The organism is Gordonia sp. NPDC003376, assembly GCF_053589235.1.
The window spans coordinates 27,804-47,953 of sequence record NZ_JBSFRM010000036.1; the positions used below are offsets into that span (position 1 = coordinate 27,804).

The window sequence follows — 20,150 nt, forward strand, 5'->3', positions numbered from 1 at the left end:
CACACAGGGACACGACATCAGGTGATTCGGTGACGTCAGGTGATGCGGCGGCCCCGGGCGATGCGGCGGCCCCGGGCGATTCGGTGGCATCGGGTGATTCGGTGGCCCGCGACATGGGCACGGTCTGGATCGTCGGCGCCGCCGGCCAGCTCGGCGCCGCACTGGCCCGCCGGGCCCCGGACGGGATCGCCGTGCGCACCCTGACATCGGCCGATGTCGACGTCACCGATGTCGCCTCGGTGCGTGCAGCCCTCGCCGGACTCGCCGCCGGTGACGTCGTGATCAATGCCTCTGCCTACACCGCTGTCGACAAGGCCGAGGAAGAACCCGGGCGGGCCGCTGCGGTCAACACCGACGGACCCGCCCACCTCGCCGCCACCGCCGACGCCGCCGGGGCGTGGCTGATCCACGTCTCCACCGACTACGTCTTCGACGGCCCCGCCGCCGGATCCGGCGGGACCGGTGCCCCGCCCCGGACGACCCCCTACGAACCCGCCGACAGCGAGTCCGTGGCCACCTCGCCGACCGTCTACGGCGCCACCAAACTCGCCGGCGAGCGGGCCGCCATCCTCGCCGCGGTGTCGACCACAGTGGTGCGCACCGCATGGGTGTACACCGGCGGCCCCGACAGCCCCGACTTCGTGGGCACCATGCGTCGGCTGGAGGCCGCCCGCGACACCATCACCGTCGTCGACGACCAGACGGGATCGCCGACCTATGCGGTCGACCTGGCCGACGGGCTGTGGGAGTTGGCCCGCCGGGGCCCGCGGGCGGATACGGGTGCGGGGGAGATCCTGCACGCCACCAACGCCGGCGCGGTCACCTGGTGCGAGGTGTCGCGGGCGGTGTTCGCCGAGCTCGGCGCCGATCCGACCCGCGTGCGGCCCTGCACCACCGACGAGTTCCCACGGCCGGCCCCGCGACCGGCGTACTCGGTGCTGTCCCCGGCATCCTGGGCGGCGGCCGGCCTCACGCCACTGCGGGACTGGCGGGTGGCCCTGCACGCCGCGGTATCGGGGTTGCCGGTGACCGACGACACGTCCGTGATCGAGGACACCCTCGTCTCCGGCGACGCGCAATGACGAGCCGACGGTGGCCGGTGTCCGATTGGCTAGGCTGACCCGGTGACTTCGAAGCTGGCCGTGGTGACGGTGACCTACTGGTCCGGTGACCACCTGCGCACCTTCCTCGACAGCCTGGTGCACGCCACATCGTCGCCACCGCCGGTGATCATCGCCGACAACGGCTCCGGCGACGGTGCCCCGGAGGCCGCCGACCGTGAGCACGACAACGTGACGCTGGTCCACACCGGCGGCAATCTCGGCTACGGCGGCGCGATCAACCGGGCGGTCCGCGAACTCGACGACGACGTGGAGTTCATCGTGATCGCCAACCCCGACGTCGAGTGGTCGCCCGGCGCGATCGACGAACTCGTCGCCGCGGCCTCCCGCTGGCCGCGCGCGGGCTCGTTGGGCCCCCTGATCCGCGAACCCGACGGCTCGGTCTACCCGTCGGCGCGCCGTGTCCCCGATCTCGTGTCCGGTACCGGACACGCCCTGCTCGGGACGGTGTGGAAGTCCAATCCGTGGTCGGCGGCCTACCGTGCCGACGACGTCGCACCCAGCGAACGCCCGGTCGGCTGGTTGTCCGGCTCGTGCCTGCTCGTGCGCCGCGAGGCCTTCGACGCGATCGGCGGATTCGACGACCGCTACTTCATGTACATGGAGGACGTCGACCTCGGCGACCGCCTCGGCCGCGCCGGCTGGCTCAACGTCTACATCCCGGGTGCCGAGGTCACCCACGCCAAGGGGCACACCGCCGACAAGCGGCCCGAGACCATGCTCCCGGCGCATCACCAGAGCGCCTACCGATTCCAGGCCGACCGCAACCCCGGGGTCCTGCGCGCCCCGATCCGGCTGGCCCTGCGGATCGGTCTCGCCATCCGGTGCCGCCTCGCGGTGCGCGCCGCCCGACGCTCCGCTGCGGCCGACGCCTGAACCGGCCACAATTCGACCAGTACCTCATCCATAAGGAGACACCATGACGTTCTTCTCGGTGGGCGGCCACGGCCAACCCGCGGCCGATGTTCCCGACATCGACATGTCCGATGTGCAAGCGGTGGTCCTGGTGGGTGGTAAGGGCACCCGGCTGCGCCCGCTCACCCTCTCGGCACCCAAGCCGATGCTGCCGACCGCGGGTCTGCCGTTCCTGACGCACCTGCTGTCCCGGATCGGGGCGTCGGGCATCAAGGACGTGGTGCTCGGAACCTCGTTCAAGGCGCACGTGTTCTCCGAGTACTACGGGGACGGGTCCAAGCTGGACCTCACCCTGCGTTATGTCACCGAGGAGGAGCCGCTCGGGACCGGTGGCGGCATCCGCAACGTGCTCGACGAGCTCACCGCCTCGACGATCGTCGTGTTCAACGGTGACGTGCTCGGCGGGACCGATGTGCGCAACGTGGTGGCCACCCACCGCGAGACGGGCGCCGACGTCACCCTGCATCTGGTGCGGGTCAGCGATCCGCGCGCGTTCGGATCGGTGCCCACCGACGAGAACGGTCGCGTCACCGCATTCCTGGAGAAGACCCAGGACCCGCCGACGGACCAGATCAACGCCGGAACCTATGTGTTCGACCGCGCGGTGATCGAGGAGATCCCGGCGGGTCGCGAGGTGTCGGTGGAGCGTGAGGTGTTCCCGCGGCTGCTCGCCGAGGGCCGCCACGTGCAGGCCTACGTCGACCAGGCGTACTGGCGTGACATGGGCACCCCCGAGGACTTCGTCCGCGGTTCGGCCGACCTGGTCCGCGGGATCGCGCCGTCGCCGGCCCTCGGTGACCGGCACGGCGAGTCGCTGGTGCACGAGGGCGCCGGGGTCGCGCCCGGTGCGGTGCTGATCGGCGGCACCGTCGTCGGTCGCGGCGCCGAGATCGGTCCGCGGGCACGTCTGGACGGTGCGGTGATCTTCGACGGCGCGGTGGTCGAGGCAGGCGCTGTGGTGGAGCGGTCCATCATCGGTTCCGGTGCCCGGATCGGTCCGCGCGCCCTGATCCGCGACACGGTCATCGGGGACGGTGCCGAGGTGGGCGCCCGCTGCGAGCTGCTCCGCGGCGCGCGGGTGTGGCCCGGCGTCCAGATCCCCGACGGTGGACTGCGGTTCTCCACCGACGTCTGACGGAGGTCATTTTCCGGAGGTCATTCTCCGGCGGCCGCTCTCCGGCAAGCCGCCGGCTGCCCGCCCGACATCCGCCCACGGTCCGGTGATACCGGTCGGTGGGCGGATTGGTCGAGGTGCCGTACGCGGGTGTTGCCGCCCACGTATGTCCGTCGGGTGCCGGTCAGCGGGCCTTCGCGGCCGCGAGCACCCCGGTGCCCAGCGGGATCACCACCGGCAGCAGCCGGTCGTCGTCGGCGACCAGCAGCGCCGCCTCCCGGGCCGCCGCGGTGATCGGGTCGGTACGCGACGGATCGGCGACGGCGCCGGACGCGGCCGCGTGGTGGATCACCAGGACCCCACCGGCCCGCAACATGCGGATGCCCTCGGCGACGAAGGCGGGCATGTCCAACCGCGGTCCGTCGATGAAGACGATGTCGTAGGACTCGTCGGAAAGCCGTGGCAGAACCTCGTGCGGGGTGCCGTTGATCAGCCGGGTGCGGCCGGGCGCGATGTCGGCGCCGGAGAACGACATCCGGGCCGCACGGTGATGCTCGGGTTCCGGGTCGATCGTGGTGAGCACGCCGTCGGCGGCCATCCCGGCGAGCAGCCACAGACCACTCACCCCGGTCCCGGTGCCGATCTCGGCGACCGCGCGCGCCCGGGTCGAGCGGGCCAGCAGCGCCAGCAGCGCGCCGACGGCGGGGGAGACCGGGTCGGTGCCGAGTTCGGCGGCCCGGTCACGGGCGGTGAGCAGCGCGTCGTCCTCGACGATGGCGGACTCGGCGTAGTCGATCAGTGCGGTGCGGGGGTCTGCCGTGCCGGGATCTGTCGGCCGTTCGTCGGTCATCCACTGAGGTTATGCCGACACCCGTCTGCGCCGGTGACCGGCACGCCCGTGAGTCGGCGCCGGGTTCCTCAGACAAAGCTCAGGTGTCTCATACGGCGACCACACGGCGATACGGAAAGGTGAACGCCGACGAGGTCCGCGACTGTCGGAATATCGACGACGCGGATGAGGTTCGACATACTGAACGCGAGCCAGCGTGATGACGGGTTGCGAGGAAGGAACCGGCCACCGACGATGACAGAGCTCGAGGCGTCCACCGAGACGGTCCCCACCGGGACGGCGGGATTCGACGCCACCGGAAACGAGATGTTCATGCCCTCCTGGGATGAACTGGTTCGTGAGCATGCCGATCGTGTGTACCGGCTCGCGTACCGCCTGTCGGGCAATCAGCACGACGCCGAGGATCTCACCCAGGAGACCTTCATCCGCGTGTTCCGCTCGCTGTCGAACTACCGTCCCGGAACCTTCGAGGGGTGGCTGCACCGCATCACCACCAACCTGTTCCTCGACATGGTCCGTCGTCGCAACAAGATCCGCATGGAGGCGTTGCCCGAGGAGTACGACCGGGTCCCCGGCGACACCCCCGATCCCGAGCAGGCCTACGCCGACGCGAACCTCGACGCCGATCTCCAGGCCGCACTCGACTCGCTCAGCCCGGAGTTCCGTGCCGCCGTCGTCTTGTGTGACATCGAGGGCCTGTCCTACGAGGAGATCGCCACCACGCTCGGGGTCAAGCTCGGCACCGTGCGGAGCCGCATCCACCGTGGGCGACAGACCATCCGTGACCATCTCCAGGCGAACGGTCACACCGACCGGCGCTCGGTCGCGGTCGGGCGCTGAGTCTGTCGGCGGGCCCTGAGTCTGTGGGCGACCGAGGCAGCGGCCACCCCGATACCGGATGCGATCGGATACGGGGATGTCCCGGAGACGGGAACCCCACAGCGCCACCGGTCGTTGAGGATGTCGGATAGGCTGAAGCGTCGACCACGACGACGCGGAACACGCGTACCGTGGTCGCAGCGATGCCGCTGTCAGGGCCCAGGCCCGAACGGCACACACGCGCAGCGGATCGGTATGTGTCGAAAGGGGTGAAGGCGAAACGATGATGGACGGCCCACGACGGCAACCCGATGCCGGTGACATGACCGACCACCAGGAGTCCGCGGAGAGCATGCGCCGCCGCCGATCGGTGTGGAACACCTCCTCCTGGAGTCCCGCACGATCCTCCTTCGCTCCGATCCGACGACCCGCCGGTCCCGGCGATCGTCGGTTCGCCCCCACCGAGCACCTCGCCCCGGAGGCGGTCGCGGCCTTCGTCGACGGCGAACTCGGCATGACGGCCCACATGCGGGCCACCCACCATCTCGCGCTGTGTCCGGAGTGTGTCGCCGCCGTCGACGCCCAGACCGCCGCACGTGCGCGTCTGCGGTCGTCGGGGACGGTGTCGATCCCCACCGGTCTGCTCGGCCAGCTCAGCCAGATCCCGACCCGCGAGTTCGACATGCGGGAGCAGGCCGCCCGAGACATGCGCGATCAGGCCGCACGTGCTCGTGGCCAGGCCGGCGCCCACGGTGACCCCGCTCTCCCGGACGAGGCCGTCCGCGGTCGTGCGGGCGAGGGCCGTCGTGCCGACGGCCCCACGGACCTGCCCGGCACGCCGCCGGTCACCCGGGGGCGGATGAATCGGTGGCGGGGCCGCTGAGACGTGGATTTCGATCGCACGGCCCAGCCGCCGACCACTCCGTCGACCCCTGCGCCCGACGGCGTCGATGACGTGACCGCAGAATACCCGGCCACCCCGGCCACGCCCGGTCGGCGTACGACGTCCGGGCATGCGGTGCAGGACCAGCCCACCGTCGAGCACCGCACCCCCCGGGCGGGTGTCCCCACCGCGGATTCGGTCCCGGCCGGTCCGGCCGCCCCTGCTCCGGCGACCACTGCGCCGGTCACAACTGCGCCGGTCACAACTGCGCCGGTCACAACTGCGCCGGTCACAACTGCGCCGGTCACAACTGCGCCGGCAACCCCGGCTCCCGGTCCCGCGGCGCGCCACGCACCGGTGTCGCCCGGCACCGCCCAGGTCTTCGGCCGGCCCACCGGGGTCTCCGGCTCCTTCGCACCGGATGCCCGCGGCGCCGACGCCCCGCAACCGCAGATCGCGGCCCCCGATCCGGTACTCGCCGAGGCCTTCGGACGTCCCGAGGGCAGCGACGAGACGCTGCAGCGTGACCCGCTCGCGACCTACGGGGAGATCGACGAGCCCGAACCACCCGCCGACCCATGGCGCGACCCGGAGAGCATGGCGTCGCTGACCAGGCCGGCGATGTCGACCGGGACCGTCGCACCCACCACCCCCGGACCCAAGCTGGGGATCCGTGACGTCCTGTTCGGCAATCGCATCGCCTGGCACGCGCTGGCCACCCTTGTGGTGATCGCCCTGCTGATCGGGGTGGTCGGCGGCCTGATGGGTCGATTCACCGCGGAGGTGGCCGCGCCGCTCAACAGCGACACCGTCGAACTGTCGACCCCGGGCAAGAACGACGACACCACCGCACGCTCCTCGGTCGCGCGTGTCGCCCAGGCCGTCGAACGATCGGTCGTCGCGATCGACGTCCGCACGAGCAGTGCCTACGCCACCGGGTCGGGTTTCGTGATCGACCGCGAGGGCTACATCCTGACCAACAACCACGTCATCTCGATGGCCGCGAACGACCGCAACGCCAAACTCGAGGTGGTCTTCTTCGACCGCAACCGGGTGACCGCACGCATCGCCGGCCGTGACCCGCGCACCGACCTCGCAGTACTCAAGGTCGACAACGTCGCCAACCTCACCGTGGCGAACCTCGGCAACTCCGATGACCTGCAGATCGGTGAGGAGGTCATCGCGTTCGGCTCACCGCTGGGCCTCGACCGCACCGTCACCAGCGGGATCGTCAGCGCCCTGCATCGCGCGGTGCCGCTGCGACCCGACTCCGAGTCCGACACCGACGCGGTGATCGACGCCATCCAGACCGACGCCGCGATCAACCCGGGCAACTCCGGTGGGCCGCTGGTCGACAGCGATGCCAAGGTGGTCGGGATCAACACCGCAGGCCTGGTGCCCGGCGGGGGATCGATCGGCCTCGGATTCGCCATCCCGATCGACCAGGCCGTCCCGATCGCACAGGCACTGATCAAGGACGGGAAGGTCAACCACCCGCAGATCGGCGTCAACGCCAGCTCGGTCCGCAACGACCGCGTGCTCGGCGCGCAGATCCGCAACGTCGTCGACGGCGGTCCGGGGGCGAAGGCCGGGCTCCGCGAGAACGACGTGATCACCTCGTTCGGCGGACGGTCCATCGAGAGCGCCGACGAATTGACGGTGGCCGTGCGGACCGCGAAGATCGGTGAGCCGGTCACGTTCACCTATTGGCGGGACGGTCGCACCTTCGACGGCTCGATCACCCCGGCCAGCGACTGAGTCAGGAAACGCGGAATGTTCAGCAGTATCGGCTGGGGCGAGATCGTCGTGCTGATCGCCGCCGGTCTCATCATCCTGGGACCCGAACGACTCCCCGGAGCGATCAGCTGGACCATGCAGTCGATCCGCAAGGTCCGTGACTACGCCACCGGCGCGAGCGACCAGCTCAAGAACGAGCTGGGACCGGAGTTCGACGACCTTCGCAAGCCGCTGTCGGACCTCAACGAACTGCGCGGAATGACCCCCACGGCGCTGGTCACCAAACATCTGTTGAACGGTGACGACTCGGTGCTCAACACCTTCAGCGACGCCGCGTCGTCGCTGAGGTCGGCCACCGAGATCCCACCGGTCAAACCCGTGTCATCCCCGGTGCCGACCCCGCCCGAGCCGGCCGCCGACACCGGACCGTCGCTCACGAAGCGCACCGACGTGGTGCCGCCGGTGTCGTCACCGGCGGTCGCCGATCCTGCGCACACCCCGGCGAAGGGGAGTCACCACATCACCGACTGGGACGCGACCTGAGGTCGGTCGCCCGTCGTCGGTGAGCTGATCTGATCGACGTGTGACCGAACACCGTCCTGGAATCACCACGGTGTACGGCCACGCGGCATCAGGCGTGGCGTGTGGTGTCGATGCCCAGGCTCATGCCGGCCAGTCCGCGACGCCGCACGGCGAGCTTCTCGGCGATCGCCCGCAATGCCGACCCCGACGCGGACTCCGGCGCCGACAGCACCACCGGCTGCCCGGCATCACCGCCCTCGCGTAGCGCCGTCTCGAGTGGGATCTGGCCGAGGAGATCGACGTTCGCGCCGACCATCCGGGTGAGCCGGTCGGCGACGGTCGCGCCGCCGCCGGACCCGAACGGTTCCATCCGGGTGCCGTCGGGAAGTTCCATCCAGGACATGTTCTCGACCACGCCGAGGATCTTCTGTCGGGTCTGCAGGGCGATCGCGCCGGCCCGCTCGGCCACCTCGGCTGCCGCCTGCTGTGGCGTGGTGACCACCAGGATCTCGGCGCCCGGGATCAGCTGTGCGATCGAGATGGCGACGTCACCGGTACCCGGTGGCAGGTCGAGCAGCAGCACATCGAGATCGCCCCAGTAGACGTCGGCGAGGAACTGTTGCAGCGCCCGGTGCAGCATCGGACCACGCCAGGTGACCGGTGTGTTCCCGCTGGTGAACTGGCCGATCGAGATGAACTTCACCTCGTGCGAGATGGGCGGCATGATCATCTTCTCGACCTGCGTCGGCTTGGCGTCGCTGCCCAGCATGCGCGGGACCGAGTGGCCGTAGATGTCGGCGTCGAGCACACCCACCGACAGGCCGCGCTCGGCGAGGGCGCACGCCAGGTTCACCGTCACCGACGACTTGCCCACACCGCCCTTGCCGGAGGCGACGGCGTACACGCGGGTCAGCGAACCGGGCTGGGCGAACGGGATCACCGGCTCGGCGGAATCGCCGCGCAGCTTCTTGCGGAGCTCGGATCGCTGGGCGTCGTCCATCACGTCGAGGGTCACGCGCACGGCTCCGACCCCGGGGACGTCGGCGACGGCCCGCTCGACCCGCCCGCTGATCTCGGTCCGCATCGGACAACCGGAGGTGGTCAGGTACACCGTCACGTCGACGCTGGCGTCATCGTTGACGTCGATCGACTTCACCATGCCCAGATCGGTGATGGGCTTGCCGATCTCGGGGTCCGACACCTTCGACAGGGCTGCGCGGACCGCGGATTCACTGGGGGTCACTCCGGTAGTCATCCCCACCAGCCTAGCCGCCGGTCACGACGGCTCCGATCCGCGGTCACAGGACCGGACAGCGAGACGGTGCACCCGCTCACCGGGCCGGTGTGGTGGTGGGTGTGATCCGCTTGGGCGACGGTGCCGGCGCGGGCGCAGGCTGCCCCGGCACGGTGATCCCCGGCGGCAGACAGACCGGGCCGAAACACTGCTGGGTCGGAGTGCTCGGACTCGACGAACCGGGCACCGGCGGAGCCGACGACGGACCGCTCGGCCGCGACGACGGCCGCGACGGGCTCGTCGACGTCGACGTCGACGGATGTTTCGGCTCGGGGATCGGGTTGGTCGGCATCACTCCGGTCGCATAGGCCGCCGCCCACGACAACACGTTGCGCGCGTACTCGAGTGAATGGTTGTAGCGCATCACCGCGGACACCTTGTGGTCGTCGCTCATGATGTCGGAGACCCCGGCACACAGGTACCGGCCCGCGGAGTAGGTGGCATCGAAGATGTTGTTCGGGTCGGCCTTGCCGTCCCCGTTGGCGTCGGTGCCCCACGCCTTCCAGGTGCTGGGGATGAACTGCATCGGCCCCATCGCGCGGTCGTGCTTCGGGTCGCCGTCGACGGCGCCACCGTCGGTGTCGTGGATCACCTCGTTGCCGGCCAGCGACCCGTCCAGGACCGGCCCGGCGATCGGGTTGATGGTGGTGCCGAACTGGTCCACCGACCCGTTGCTCGCGTGATTGGACTCGATCCGGCCGATACCGGCGAGCAGGAACCAGGGGAGTTTGCAGGTCGGTGACTCGGCGGCCACCCGGTTCGCGGCCAGCTTGTAGGCCTGCAGGACCACGCCCGGGATGCCGAGCGGGCCCGTGGGCAGGTCGGCGGCCAGCCGCAGCTGTGGCGTGGCGGTGGCGGGCGCGGGCCGCGCGGCCGGCGGGGCGAAGCCGAGTAGGGCGACCGGGGCGGCGGCGGCGGCATCGGCCACCGCACGCGGGGCGTCGTCGGTCGCGAGCGGGACCACGGCCTCGTGGGCGCTGGAGGTGGCGGCCCCGAGCAGCATCGCGGCGACCAGCGCACCACCGGCGCCGACGGTGACCACACGCCGCGACACCGGGCCGGTGCGGCGTGGACCTCGGGAACGACGGAACAGACGCGGCGCCCTCATCGGGCGGCCCGATTCCCGGATACCGACACTTCCGGCGCGGCAAGACCTTCACGCGCCGCAACATCCCCTCGCGCTGCAGACAGCCCTGTCACGTCGTCACACCCCATCACGTTTCATCGCACGATTCCCCCGCCCCCGGTGAGAGCGATCTCGGTCCGAGCGGGTCGGTGCGACGTGGCGCAACTCACCCTCGGCCGATGGGGACCACCATACAATCAGCTCCGATTGTCGCGGATCGGAACCCCGGATTCACCATCTGCATCTCGCTGGCCGGTACTGGGCTGCGCGCCGCTGCCCTGCTCGATCTGGCTGCCCTGCTCGATCTGGCTGCCCTGCTCGATCTGGCTGCCCCGGTCGGTTCGGCTGCCCCGCTCGGTCCGGTCCCGATCGGCCCGGCCCTCCCGGTCATCACCGTGGTGGTGGTGCCCGTCGGCGGGTCGATCGAGGCCCTCGGCGCGGGCGGCGAGCCGATCGGTCAGCTCGTCGAGCAGGTCGTCGAGCTCTTTGCGCAGATAGTCGCGGGTCACGGTGTCGCCGACGGCCAGTCGTACCGCGGCCAGCTCGCGGGCCAGGAACTCGGTGTCGGCCTTGGTCTGGGCGGCACGCATGCGGTCTTCCTCCAGCGACACCTTGTCGCGGTTCTCCTGCCGGTTCTGGGCCAGCAGGATCAGCGGGGCGGCGTAGGCGGCCTGGGTGGAGAACGCCAGGTTGAGCAGGATGAACGGGTACGGGTCCCAGCGGATCGCGATCGCCCACAGGTTCAGCGCGATCCAGACGATCACGATCACCGTCTGGATGGCCAGATACCGTCCGGTGCCCAGGAATCGGGCGATCCGCTCGCTGTAGACGCCGACGATGTCGGAGTCGAGGTTGAACCGTGGTCGTCGCGATTCGCGGGGGGTGTCGAGACGGCGGCCTCGTGATTCGGTCACGGTGTCACCTCGTCGGTGGGTTCGGTCTCGCGCCAGTCACGCGGCAGCAGTTCGTCGAGGAGGTCGTCGACACTGACCGCGCCGAGCAGATGTCGCTGGTCATCGACCACCGGGCCACACACGAGGTTGTAGGTGGCGAAGTAGCGGGTCACCGTCTCCAGGGAGTCCTCCGGGCTCAGATGGGCGAGGTCGGTGTCGAGGATGCCGCCGACGATGTTGGCGGGGGGTTCCCGTAGCAACGCCTGCATGTGCACACAACCGAGGTACTTGCCGGTCGGGGTGGACGTCGGCGGCCGCACGACGAACACCAGGCTGGCCGCGGCCGGGGTCATGTCGGGGTCGCGCACCCGGGCCAGGGCCTCGGCGACCGTCGTCGACGGGTCGACGATGATCGGCTCGGAGGTCATCAGACCACCCGCGGTGTCGGGGGAGTGGGTCAGCAGCCGACGCACCGGCTCGGATTCCTCGGGGTCCATCCGGCTCAGGAACGACTCGGCCTCGGTGTCGGGCAGTTCGCCGAGGAGGTCGGCGGCGTCGTCGGGGTCCATCGCCTCGAGGATGTCGACGGCCCGATCGATGTGGAGGTGGGCGAGCAGATCGGTCTGGTCGTCGGGCGGCAGCTCCTGCAGGATGTCGGCCAGGCGTTCGTCGTCGAGGGCCGCGGCGATCTCGTCGCGTCTCTTGGTGGGCAGTTCCCGCAGCGCGTTCGCGACATCGGCGGCACGCATCCCCTCGAACTGCAGCAACGCCAGCGCCACACCCTGTCCGGGGAGATCGAGCGCAGCCTGGTTGAGGCCGTGGACATGTCGCCAGTCCACGACGTGCGTCTCACCGCGCCGCAATCCGCGCCGGACCGGGCGGATGGCGACACGCGACACCACCCAGTCACGGGTGCGGGTGCGTTCGAGCCCGAGGTCCACCACGGTCACGTCGACGTTCCCCAGGTCGGCGAGGTCGGGATCGTCGATCCGGACCCGGGTGTCGAGCAGCTGACCGATCGCCAGCGCTTCCCCCGGCCGCAGGTGTAGACGGCGCAGACTGACCGTGCCGGTGTTGAGCGTGACCGCGCTCGGCTCGATGGAGGTGACCCGCAGCATCGGTACGAAGATGCGTCGCCGGGTGGTCATCTCGACGGCCAGGCCCAGTGCACGGGGTTGCTGGCCGGGCATGCGCACGGCGATCACCGCATCGCGGACACGACCGATCGACTCACCGTCGGGACCAAGGACGGCCAATCCGACTAACCTGGCCACGAACACCTTGCTCACCGCAGACATGAGAGCAAGGGTAGTGACCGGGAGGACCGAACAGTGAGCAACCCGATGCAGCCGTCGCGTCAGACGCCTGGTCTGCCGACCCCACCGAAGGGTTGGCCGATCGGTTCGTACACGACCTACGCCGAGGCCCAACGTGCAGTGGACTATCTGTCCGACGAGCACTTCACCGTCGAGGATGTCACCATCGTCGGCGTCGACCTGATGCAGGTGGAGCGTGTGATCGGCCGTCTCACCTGGGGCAAGGTGGTCGGTGGCGGCATCGTCTCGGGTGCCTGGCTGGGGTTGTTCTTCGGCCTGCTGGTCTCGCTCGTCGTCACCGGAAACCCGTTGGTGCCCATCCTCTTCGGCCTGGTCGGCGGCATCGTGTTCGGGCTGATCTCGGCCACCATCCCGTACGCGGCGACCCGCGGTCAGCGTGACTTCGCGTCCACCATGCAGCTCGTCGCCGGACGCTATGACGTGCTCTGTGACCCGAAGAGCGCGGAGAAGGCCCGCGACATGCTCGCCCGTCTCAATCCCTGACAGCGACATCCCCGACAGCCCCGACCGCGGGAGGTCCGGGGCGTAGATCACCGGGGCCGGAAACGGTCCCGGAAGACGCGGGTCCCGGATCACACCCGAACCCGATCAGAACGCCACCGCCGCACCACGACCGGCGACGACCCGATACGACGACCCGATACGACGACCCGATGCGACGACCCGATACGACGACCCCGAATGCAACAACACGGACACGTCACGATCGGAGTCGGAAATGGCACGACCATCCCGATTGTGTTGATCGTCACACGCGCGTAGGGCTAGCGTAACCTCCAGACGATCGCGGGGGCGTGTGTTCGACGCAGGCCCCCGAGGTCCACGACATCGAGGAGGCTGCGTGCGGCGAAGGACGGGCATTGCTGGTCGGAGTCGGCAACCGGTTCGGGGGCTGAAGAGAAAGGCACTCGTCGCCGCAGCGGCGCTGGCGGTGGCGATTCCGGTGGTCTCGGCCTGTGGTTCGGGCTACGAGGCGGGGGTCCTGCATCTGTATCCGCCTGCAGACGGGGCGGATTCGATCGCGGCGCAGGCCGACAAGTGTTCCGCCGAGTCCAACGGCGAGTACCGGATCGTCACCACGTCCCTGCCCAAGGGTGCCGACGATCAGCGCCTGCAGCTCGCGCGACGGTTGGCGGGCAACGACCAGAGTCTGGATCTGATGGGCATGGACGTGGTGTGGACCGCCGAGTTCGCCGATGCGGGCTGGCTGGTGCCGGTCCCCGAGGATCGCGCCGCCGAGGTCACCCGGTCCACCCTGGGCGGTCCCCTCGACACCGCGCTGTGGCGCACGCCCTCCGACGATCACCAACGGCTGTATGCGATCCCGATCTGGACAAACACCCAGTTGCTCTGGTACCGCAAGGACATCGTGCGTGACCTCGGACAGCGGGCGCCGGCATCCACCTGGGACGGCATGCTGGTCGACGCCGCGAAGAGCGGCGCCAAGGGCGGACCGACCTGGATCATGGTGCAGGGCCGCCAGTACGAGGGTCTGATGGTGTGGTTCAACTCGGTGCTGGCCAGCGCCGGCGGCCAGGTCGTCGATCCCCGGGACCCGAACAAGGTGACGCTCAACGACACTCCCGAACACCGCGCCGCGACGGTCAAGGCGCTCACGGTGATGAAGCAGGTCGCCACCGCACCCGGCGCCGATCCGTCGCTCACCAACTCCGACGAGGGAGCGGCGCGACTCGGCATGGAGAGCGGCAAGGCGATCTATGAGGTCAACTGGCCGTTCGTGTTCAGCGGTATCCGCGAGAACGGCGCCGCGGGCAGCGTGCCCTTCCTGACCGATCTCGGTCAGTACCAGGACTTCCTGTCGGGTCTGGACAACCCGCCGACCGCTGATCAGCTGCGGCAACTCGCCCCGATCAACGCCAAGATCCGGGAGAGGTTCGACTTCGCCGCATATCCCGGGGTGAGCCCGACGATGCAGGCCCGCAGCACGATCGGCGGTCTGAACATCGCGGTGGCCGGCACATCCAAGCAGCGTGACCTCGCATTCGAGGCGGCGGCGTGCATCACCAGCCAGACCGCGCAGAAGTACTACGCGATCAACGCCGGAACACCACCGGTCAACCGGGCGCTCTACGACGACCAGGAGTTCAGGGCGACCTATCCGATGAGCGACCTGATCAAGCAGCAACTGGAGGCCGGCCACGCGGTGTCGCGCCCGAAGTCACCCGACTACCAGGCGATCTCGACGCTGGTGCAGGCGAAGCTGTCGCCTGTCGGCGCCTGGGATCCCGAGGTGCTCGTCGATCAACTGGCCGACGCCGTCCGCAAGGCGATCAATGGGGAGGGGCTCATCCCATGACCGGTGACAATCCCACGACCGGCGACAATTCCACGGCCGGCGACAATTCCACGGCCGACGACAACCCGCGCCGCGGACGGCATTCCATGCCCGACGCCGGGACCGGGCGCCGGCCGTCGGACGACCACGGTCTGGACGTGACCCAACCGCACACCTTCGGGCCCACCGTTCACTCGGAGGTCTGGAAGGACCCCGATGACGCCGGGGATTCGGGCTCGACAGATCGGGGCACAGGGGATCCCATGGCGGATCTGGGAAAGGTGACCCGGCCCGCGCCGATCGTCCCGGTGGGCGATCCGGGCGGGGGTGATCCGCGCGCGGTAGCACGGGTTCCCGCGGGAGCCGCCACCGTGGTCGCCACGCGGCCCGAGCCGAAGGCGAAGCCGGCGAGGCTGAGCGAGGGCAAGAAAGCCGAACGGCGACTGGCCTTCTGGCTGGTCCTGCCGGCCGTGCTGATGATGGCGCTGGTGACCGGCTACCCGATCGTCTACGCGGTGTGGCTGTCGCTGAACAAGGCGAGCCTGTCGGCGCCCGGCGAACGCGAATTCGTCTGGTTCTCCAACTACGGCACCGTGCTGAGCGACGGCTACTGGTGGACGGCGTTCGCTGTCACCGTGGGTATCACGGTGGTATCGGTGATCATCGAGTTCGTCCTGGGCATGGCGATCGCACTCGTCATGCACCGAACCCTGTTCGGCCGCGGCACGATCCGCACCGTGGTGCTGATCCCGTACGGCATCGTGACCGTCGCCGCGGCGTTCTCCTGGTACTACGCCTGGACCCCCGGCACCGGATATCTGGCGAACCTGCTGCCCGACGGCAGCGCGCCGCTCACACATCAGTGGCCGTCTCTGGCGATCATCGTGCTGGCCGAGGTGTGGAAGACCACCCCGTTCATGGCGCTGCTGTTGCTGGCGGGCCTGGCACTGGTGCCCGACGATCTGCTCAAGGCCGCACAGGTCGACGGTGCCGGGGCGTGGACCCGCCTGTGGCGGATCATCCTCCCGCTGATGAAGCCGGCGATCCTGGTGGCACTGTTGTTCCGCACCCTTGATGCGTTCCGCGTGTTCGACAACATCTACGTGCTGACCCGAGGCTCCAACAACACGTATTCGGTCTCGATGCTCGGCTACGACAACCTGTTCAAGGCGTTCAATCTCGGTGTGGGATCGGCGATCTCGATCCTGATCTTCATCTGCGTCGCGATCATCGCGTTCATCTTCATCAAGGTATTCGGCACCGCCGCGCCGGGTTCCGATTCCGAGGGGAGGTAGGGCCCGGTGACACACAGCGCGAAGTCCAAGTTCTGGTGGGCGATAGCCAACATCCTGGTCGTCCTGTACGCGATCATCCCGCTCCTGTGGATCCTCAGTCTGTCGTTCAAGCCGGCGTCGAGCGTCACCGACGGCAGCTTCTTCCCGCGTGACTGGACCCTGGAGAACTACTCCGGCATCTTCTCCACGAGTGCCTTCACCAGCGCCTTGATCAATTCGATCGGCATCGGGTTGATCACCACCGTGATCGCGGTGATCCTCGGCACCATGGCCGCCTACGCGGTTGCGCGCCTGAACTTCCCGGGCAAGCGGCTGCTGATCGGCGCGGCCCTGTTGATCGCGATGTTCCCGCAGATCTCCCTGGTCACCCCGCTGTTCAACATCGAGCGCCGGATCGGGTTGTTCGACACGTGGGCCGGTCTGATCCTGCCGTACATCACGTTCGCGTTGCCGCTGGCGATCTACACACTGTCGGCGTTCTTCCGCGAGATCCCGTGGGAGCTGGAGAAAGCCGCGAAGATGGACGGGGCCACGCCGTGGCAGGCGTTCCGCAAGGTGATCGCGCCACTCGCGGCACCGGGTGTGGTGACCGCGGCGATCCTGGTGTTCATCTTCGCCTGGAACGACCTGCTGCTCGCCTTGTCCCTGACGTCGACCGAGCGGGCCATCACCGCCCCGGTGGCGATCGCGAACTTCACCGGCAGTACCCAATTCGAGGAACCGACCGGGTCGATCGCGGCGGCTGCCGTCGTCATCACCATTCCGATCATCATCTTCGTGCTCTTCTTCCAACGTCGAATCGTCGCCGGCCTGACCTCCGGTGCGGTGAAGGGATAACCCCAATGGCAGAGATCGTGCTGGACAATGTCACCAAGCAGTACCCCGACGGTTCGACCGCGGTACACGGGGTGAACGTCGAGATCGCCGACGGTGAGTTCATCATCCTGGTCGGACCCTCCGGTTGCGGAAAGTCCACCACGCTCAACATGATCGCGGGTCTGGAGGACATCACCGACGGCGAGCTGCGCATCGGTGGGGAACGGGTCAACGAGCGGGCTCCCAAGGATCGTGACATCGCGATGGTGTTCCAGAGCTACGCCCTCTACCCGCACATGACGGTGCGCGACAACATCGCCTTTCCGCTCACCCTCGCCAAGATGCCCAAGGACGAGGTCCGGGCCAAGGTCGACGAGGCCGCGCGCATCCTCGACCTCGGGCCGTATCTGGATCGCAAGCCCGCCAACCTGTCCGGTGGTCAGCGCCAGCGGGTGGCGATGGGCCGGGCGATCGTCCGCTCGCCCAAGGCATTCCTGATGGACGAGCCGCTGTCGAACCTCGATGCCAAGCTCCGTGTACAGATGCGCTCCGAGATCGCGCGCCTACAGGCACGTCTCGGTACCACGACGGTGTATGTCACCCACGACCAGACCGAGGCGATGACCTTGGGTGATCGGGTCGTGGTGATGCGTTCGGGGTACGTGCAGCAGATCGGGACGCCGCAGGAGCTCTACAACCAGCCGGCGAATGTCTTCGTGGCGGGGTTCATCGGCTCGCCGGCAATGAACTTCCTGCCCGGAACGTTGGGGGCGCAGGGGATCTCGACCCCGATCGGCACCATCCCGTTGCATGACCACCAGATGGTGACCGGGAAGGCGTCGGCGGTGCGCAGCAGTGGCCACGTACTGATCGGCATCCGTCCCGAACATCTCGAGGATGCGGCGCTCCTCGACGCCGACACCGTTTCGCGTGGAGAGACCTTCGACGCCGATATCGAGGTCCTCGAGTCGATGGGTTCGGACAACTACGCCTATTTCACGATCGGGTCGGCCCGCTCGGCGAACGATGCGCTGGCCGAGCTGTCGGCGGAGTCGGGTGCCGATCTCGGTGGGGGACAGATGATCGCGCGACTGTCACCGGAATCGCAGGTGCGACGGGGGACGCGGGCCGAACTGTGGTTCGATCCGGCCAAGGTCGCGGTCTTCGACCAGGAGTCGGGCCTGAGTCTGCGGTGAGCGTCGGCCCCGGTGCCGCAGCACTCAGCGTCGCCGGGGCGGATGGTCGCGCAGTTCGTCGATGATGTCGTCGTCCCAGATGTGTTTGCGCACCAGTCGATAGCGTTCGCAGGCCAACCACAGGTACAGCTCGGCGTCGCTGGTGACGTCGGGGCGGACGTTCGCGCGACGGGCCATGCGCACCACCGGGAGGAACTCCTCGCCGAACCAGCGGCGGGCCACGTCGGTGCGGCTGATGAACTCACCGATCTCCTGGGCGGCGCGGAACCCCCAGGCCTCCACGCATTCGGCGAGTTCGGCGTAGTCGAACGGATCGCGGAACCGGATCACCTCCGCCTGCGCGGCCGGCAACGGCACCCGGGTGAGGAACAGTCGGCGGTGATCCTTGAGGATCAGGTCGCCGGCGACATGGATGCCCTCCGGTGAGATACGCGTGTGGATCTCGGTGACGTAGGCGTCGATGGTGTGCAGATGCCGCGCGATGGCGATCGAGATCCGGTGGTGCCCGTCGATCACGAAGTGCATGGTCCCGATCCGGTAGAGCCGCACCGGCGGCATGGACTCACCTCGCCGCTGGGCCGCGGCCAGACGTTGCCATCGCTCACGGATACGGGACGAGGTCGGTCGGAAATAGCGGTCGAAATCTTTTGTGCGGTCGACGCTTCCGACAATCGAGTTCACCTCGACCGGTTGTAGCCCCAGGGCGGTCTCGCCGGTGCGGCCGAGCGCGGCCACCACCTCGTCGAAGGGCAGGATGGTGTTGACGTCGGCGGGCTGGCGGGTGAACCACTGTGTGAGGCGGGCGAGTTCTGCATGCCGCCGCATGCGCTGGAAGTCGTTCTCGGCATCTGCGTCGGGAAAGCCGGTGTCACGCACCATGTCTGCGCCTCATCACCTCGACGTCACCGGTGGTGGGGTCGATCTCGAACTGGCAGTATCCGACGACGTTCATCGACACCGTGCCGGGGCCGATGGTCCGATCGGCGGGATGCGCGCCGTACGGGTGGACGTGACCGTGGATCAGCAGCGTCGGCCGCAGATGGTCGACGAGGCCGTGATAGCAGGCGAACCCGCGGTGCGGCCGGTCGTCGGCGTCGCCCACTCCTCGGGCCGGGGCATGGGTCAGCAGGATGTGCGGATGTCCGGTGCGCCGGCGCAGCCGCAACCCCCAGGACCGCATCCGTTGTCGTGGCTCGGTGTACTGATTGGGGCCGTCGCTGTATCGCGGGCAGCCCCCGAGTCCACTGATCCGCAATCCCGCCACCGACACGGTCCGGCCATCGGCATTGACCGCACCGGCTGGGCCGGGGGAGGTGGCGGGCATCCCGGCTCGCGTCCAACCGGTCCGACCGCGGCGGTATCCGCTCAGGTCCCGGTCGTGGTTGCCGGGCACGAAGACACAGGGTGCATCGAACACGGTGGACAGGGTCTCGAGGTAGTCGAACGGCAGGTCACCGGCGCCCAGGACGAGGTCGGGGCGTCCGGCCGGCCCACGCCCGAGCGTGAGCGAGTCCACCACCTCATCCGCGACGGCCAGGACATTCACCACGGTCCCAGGCTAGCGTGCGCCGTGCCGATCACGGTTCCGCACAGAACATGATCGTCCATCACACCCGTGACACCTCAACCACGGACTGTGCTGATCGAACCGGGACCGCGCATCGCGTGGACCCGTGTCGAAGTCTCGGCGGGGGGTCGACTCGTCTCGTCGGCGTGCTTTCGTCGGCTCAGCCATCGGTGGTTGATGGTCGGGTGGGGAGCTCCTCACCGGTGATGGGTTGGGGTGGCCTTCAGTGTTGATGGGTTGGGGTGGCCGTGAGTGTTGATGGGTTGGGGTGGCCGTGAATCCCCCGGGGTTTCGTGCCGCTTCCTTTTGAGTCAGGAAGGATGAGCACATGCCGAAGAACATTGATCCCGAGGTCAAGGCTCGTGCGTT

General features: G+C 68.8%; 18 protein-coding genes and 1 pseudogene. 12 read left to right on the forward strand and 7 right to left on the reverse strand.

Annotated features, from left to right (window positions below; all coding sequences use genetic code 11):
- Positions 1-113 precede the first annotated feature (113 nt).
- From rfbD to ACWDUA_RS23305, 3 genes are all read left to right on the forward strand, one after another.
- A complete protein-coding gene (gene rfbD, locus ACWDUA_RS23295; RefSeq protein WP_449753410.1) occupies positions 114-1,082 on the forward strand; it encodes a dTDP-4-dehydrorhamnose reductase in 969 nt (322 codons plus the stop codon).
- A gap of 42 nt (positions 1,083-1,124) precedes the next feature.
- Entirely contained in the window at positions 1,125-1,997 is an 873-nt protein-coding gene (locus ACWDUA_RS23300; RefSeq protein ID WP_449753394.1) for a glycosyltransferase family 2 protein, read from the forward strand.
- Between the two features lie 103 nt (positions 1,998-2,100).
- A complete protein-coding gene (locus tag ACWDUA_RS23305; protein WP_449753411.1) occupies positions 2,101-3,171 on the forward strand; it encodes a sugar phosphate nucleotidyltransferase in 1,071 nt (356 codons plus the stop codon).
- A gap of 163 nt (positions 3,172-3,334) precedes the next feature.
- On the opposite strand, the gene ACWDUA_RS23310 is transcribed toward ACWDUA_RS23305, so the two are convergent.
- Positions 3,335-4,000: an O-methyltransferase gene (locus ACWDUA_RS23310; protein ID WP_449753395.1), complete on the reverse strand. Its 666-nt coding sequence runs from the start codon at positions 3,998-4,000 to the stop codon at positions 3,335-3,337.
- 234 nt (positions 4,001-4,234) lie between these two features.
- On the opposite strand from ACWDUA_RS23310, the gene sigE reads away from it, so the two are divergent.
- From sigE to tatB, 4 genes are all read left to right on the forward strand, one after another.
- Entirely contained in the window at positions 4,235-4,840 is a 606-nt protein-coding gene (gene sigE, locus ACWDUA_RS23315; RefSeq protein WP_449753396.1) for an RNA polymerase sigma factor SigE, read from the forward strand.
- A 262-nt stretch (positions 4,841-5,102) separates the two neighbouring features.
- Entirely contained in the window at positions 5,103-5,702 is a 600-nt protein-coding gene (locus ACWDUA_RS23320; protein ID WP_449753397.1) for a hypothetical protein, read from the forward strand.
- Positions 5,703-5,774: 72 nt separating this feature from the next.
- Complete coding sequence (locus tag ACWDUA_RS23325) at positions 5,775-7,460, forward strand: S1C family serine protease (protein ID WP_449753398.1); 1,686 nt, start codon at positions 5,775-5,777, stop codon at positions 7,458-7,460.
- A 15-nt stretch (positions 7,461-7,475) separates the two neighbouring features.
- Positions 7,476-7,982, forward strand: a complete 507-nt coding sequence (gene tatB / locus ACWDUA_RS23330; RefSeq protein WP_449753399.1) for a Sec-independent protein translocase protein TatB — start codon at positions 7,476-7,478, stop codon at positions 7,980-7,982.
- An 88-nt stretch (positions 7,983-8,070) separates the two neighbouring features.
- Here tatB and ACWDUA_RS23335 read toward each other — a convergent pair whose 3' ends face one another.
- The 4 genes and pseudogenes from ACWDUA_RS23335 to ACWDUA_RS23350 all read right to left on the reverse strand — a co-directional run bounded on the left by ACWDUA_RS23335 (position 8,071) and on the right by ACWDUA_RS23350 (position 12,572).
- Positions 8,071-9,216 (reverse strand): Mrp/NBP35 family ATP-binding protein, encoded by a 1,146-nt coding sequence (locus ACWDUA_RS23335; protein WP_449753400.1) that lies wholly within the window; start codon positions 9,214-9,216, stop codon positions 8,071-8,073.
- A 76-nt stretch (positions 9,217-9,292) separates the two neighbouring features.
- On the reverse strand, positions 9,293-10,363 hold the full coding sequence (locus tag ACWDUA_RS23340; RefSeq protein WP_449753401.1) for a lytic transglycosylase domain-containing protein: 1,071 nt from the start codon (positions 10,361-10,363) through the stop codon (positions 9,293-9,295).
- 425 nt (positions 10,364-10,788) lie between these two features.
- Positions 10,789-11,295, reverse strand: a pseudogene (locus ACWDUA_RS23345) (DUF1003 domain-containing protein); the annotation flags it as partial.
- Positions 11,292-12,572, reverse strand: a complete 1,281-nt coding sequence (locus tag ACWDUA_RS23350; RefSeq protein WP_449753402.1) for a magnesium transporter MgtE N-terminal domain-containing protein — start codon at positions 12,570-12,572, stop codon at positions 11,292-11,294. The pseudogene ACWDUA_RS23345 and the gene ACWDUA_RS23350, both read right to left, overlap by 4 nt.
- A 33-nt stretch (positions 12,573-12,605) precedes the next feature.
- Between ACWDUA_RS23350 and ACWDUA_RS23355 the strand changes: the two genes are divergently transcribed.
- From ACWDUA_RS23355 to ACWDUA_RS23375, 5 genes are all read left to right on the forward strand, one after another.
- The gene (locus ACWDUA_RS23355) at positions 12,606-13,094 is read left to right on the forward strand and encodes a general stress protein (protein WP_449753403.1); all 489 of its coding nucleotides are present in this window, start codon (positions 12,606-12,608) and stop codon (positions 13,092-13,094) included.
- Positions 13,095-13,503: 409 nt separating this feature from the next.
- Positions 13,504-14,928 carry an extracellular solute-binding protein gene (locus ACWDUA_RS23360; RefSeq protein WP_449753412.1) on the forward strand — a complete coding sequence of 475 codons (1,425 nt, stop codon included), beginning with the start codon at positions 13,504-13,506 and terminating at the stop codon, positions 14,926-14,928.
- Positions 14,925-16,202 (forward strand): carbohydrate ABC transporter permease, encoded by a 1,278-nt coding sequence (locus ACWDUA_RS23365; protein WP_449753404.1) that lies wholly within the window; start codon positions 14,925-14,927, stop codon positions 16,200-16,202. The genes ACWDUA_RS23360 and ACWDUA_RS23365 overlap by 4 nt, the downstream gene beginning before the upstream one ends.
- A gap of 6 nt (positions 16,203-16,208) precedes the next feature.
- Positions 16,209-17,039: a carbohydrate ABC transporter permease gene (locus tag ACWDUA_RS23370; RefSeq protein WP_449753405.1), complete on the forward strand. Its 831-nt coding sequence runs from the start codon at positions 16,209-16,211 to the stop codon at positions 17,037-17,039.
- A 5-nt stretch (positions 17,040-17,044) separates the two neighbouring features.
- Positions 17,045-18,214, forward strand: a complete 1,170-nt coding sequence (locus tag ACWDUA_RS23375; protein WP_449753406.1) for an ABC transporter ATP-binding protein — start codon at positions 17,045-17,047, stop codon at positions 18,212-18,214.
- A gap of 24 nt (positions 18,215-18,238) precedes the next feature.
- On the opposite strand, the gene ACWDUA_RS23380 is transcribed toward ACWDUA_RS23375, so the two are convergent.
- Positions 18,239-19,093 (reverse strand): chromosome partitioning protein ParB, encoded by an 855-nt coding sequence (locus tag ACWDUA_RS23380; protein WP_449753407.1) that lies wholly within the window; start codon positions 19,091-19,093, stop codon positions 18,239-18,241.
- A complete protein-coding gene (locus ACWDUA_RS23385; RefSeq protein WP_449753408.1) occupies positions 19,083-19,763 on the reverse strand; it encodes a metallophosphoesterase family protein in 681 nt (226 codons plus the stop codon). The genes ACWDUA_RS23380 and ACWDUA_RS23385 overlap by 11 nt, the downstream gene beginning before the upstream one ends.
- Positions 19,764-20,150: the final 387 nt, after the last annotated feature.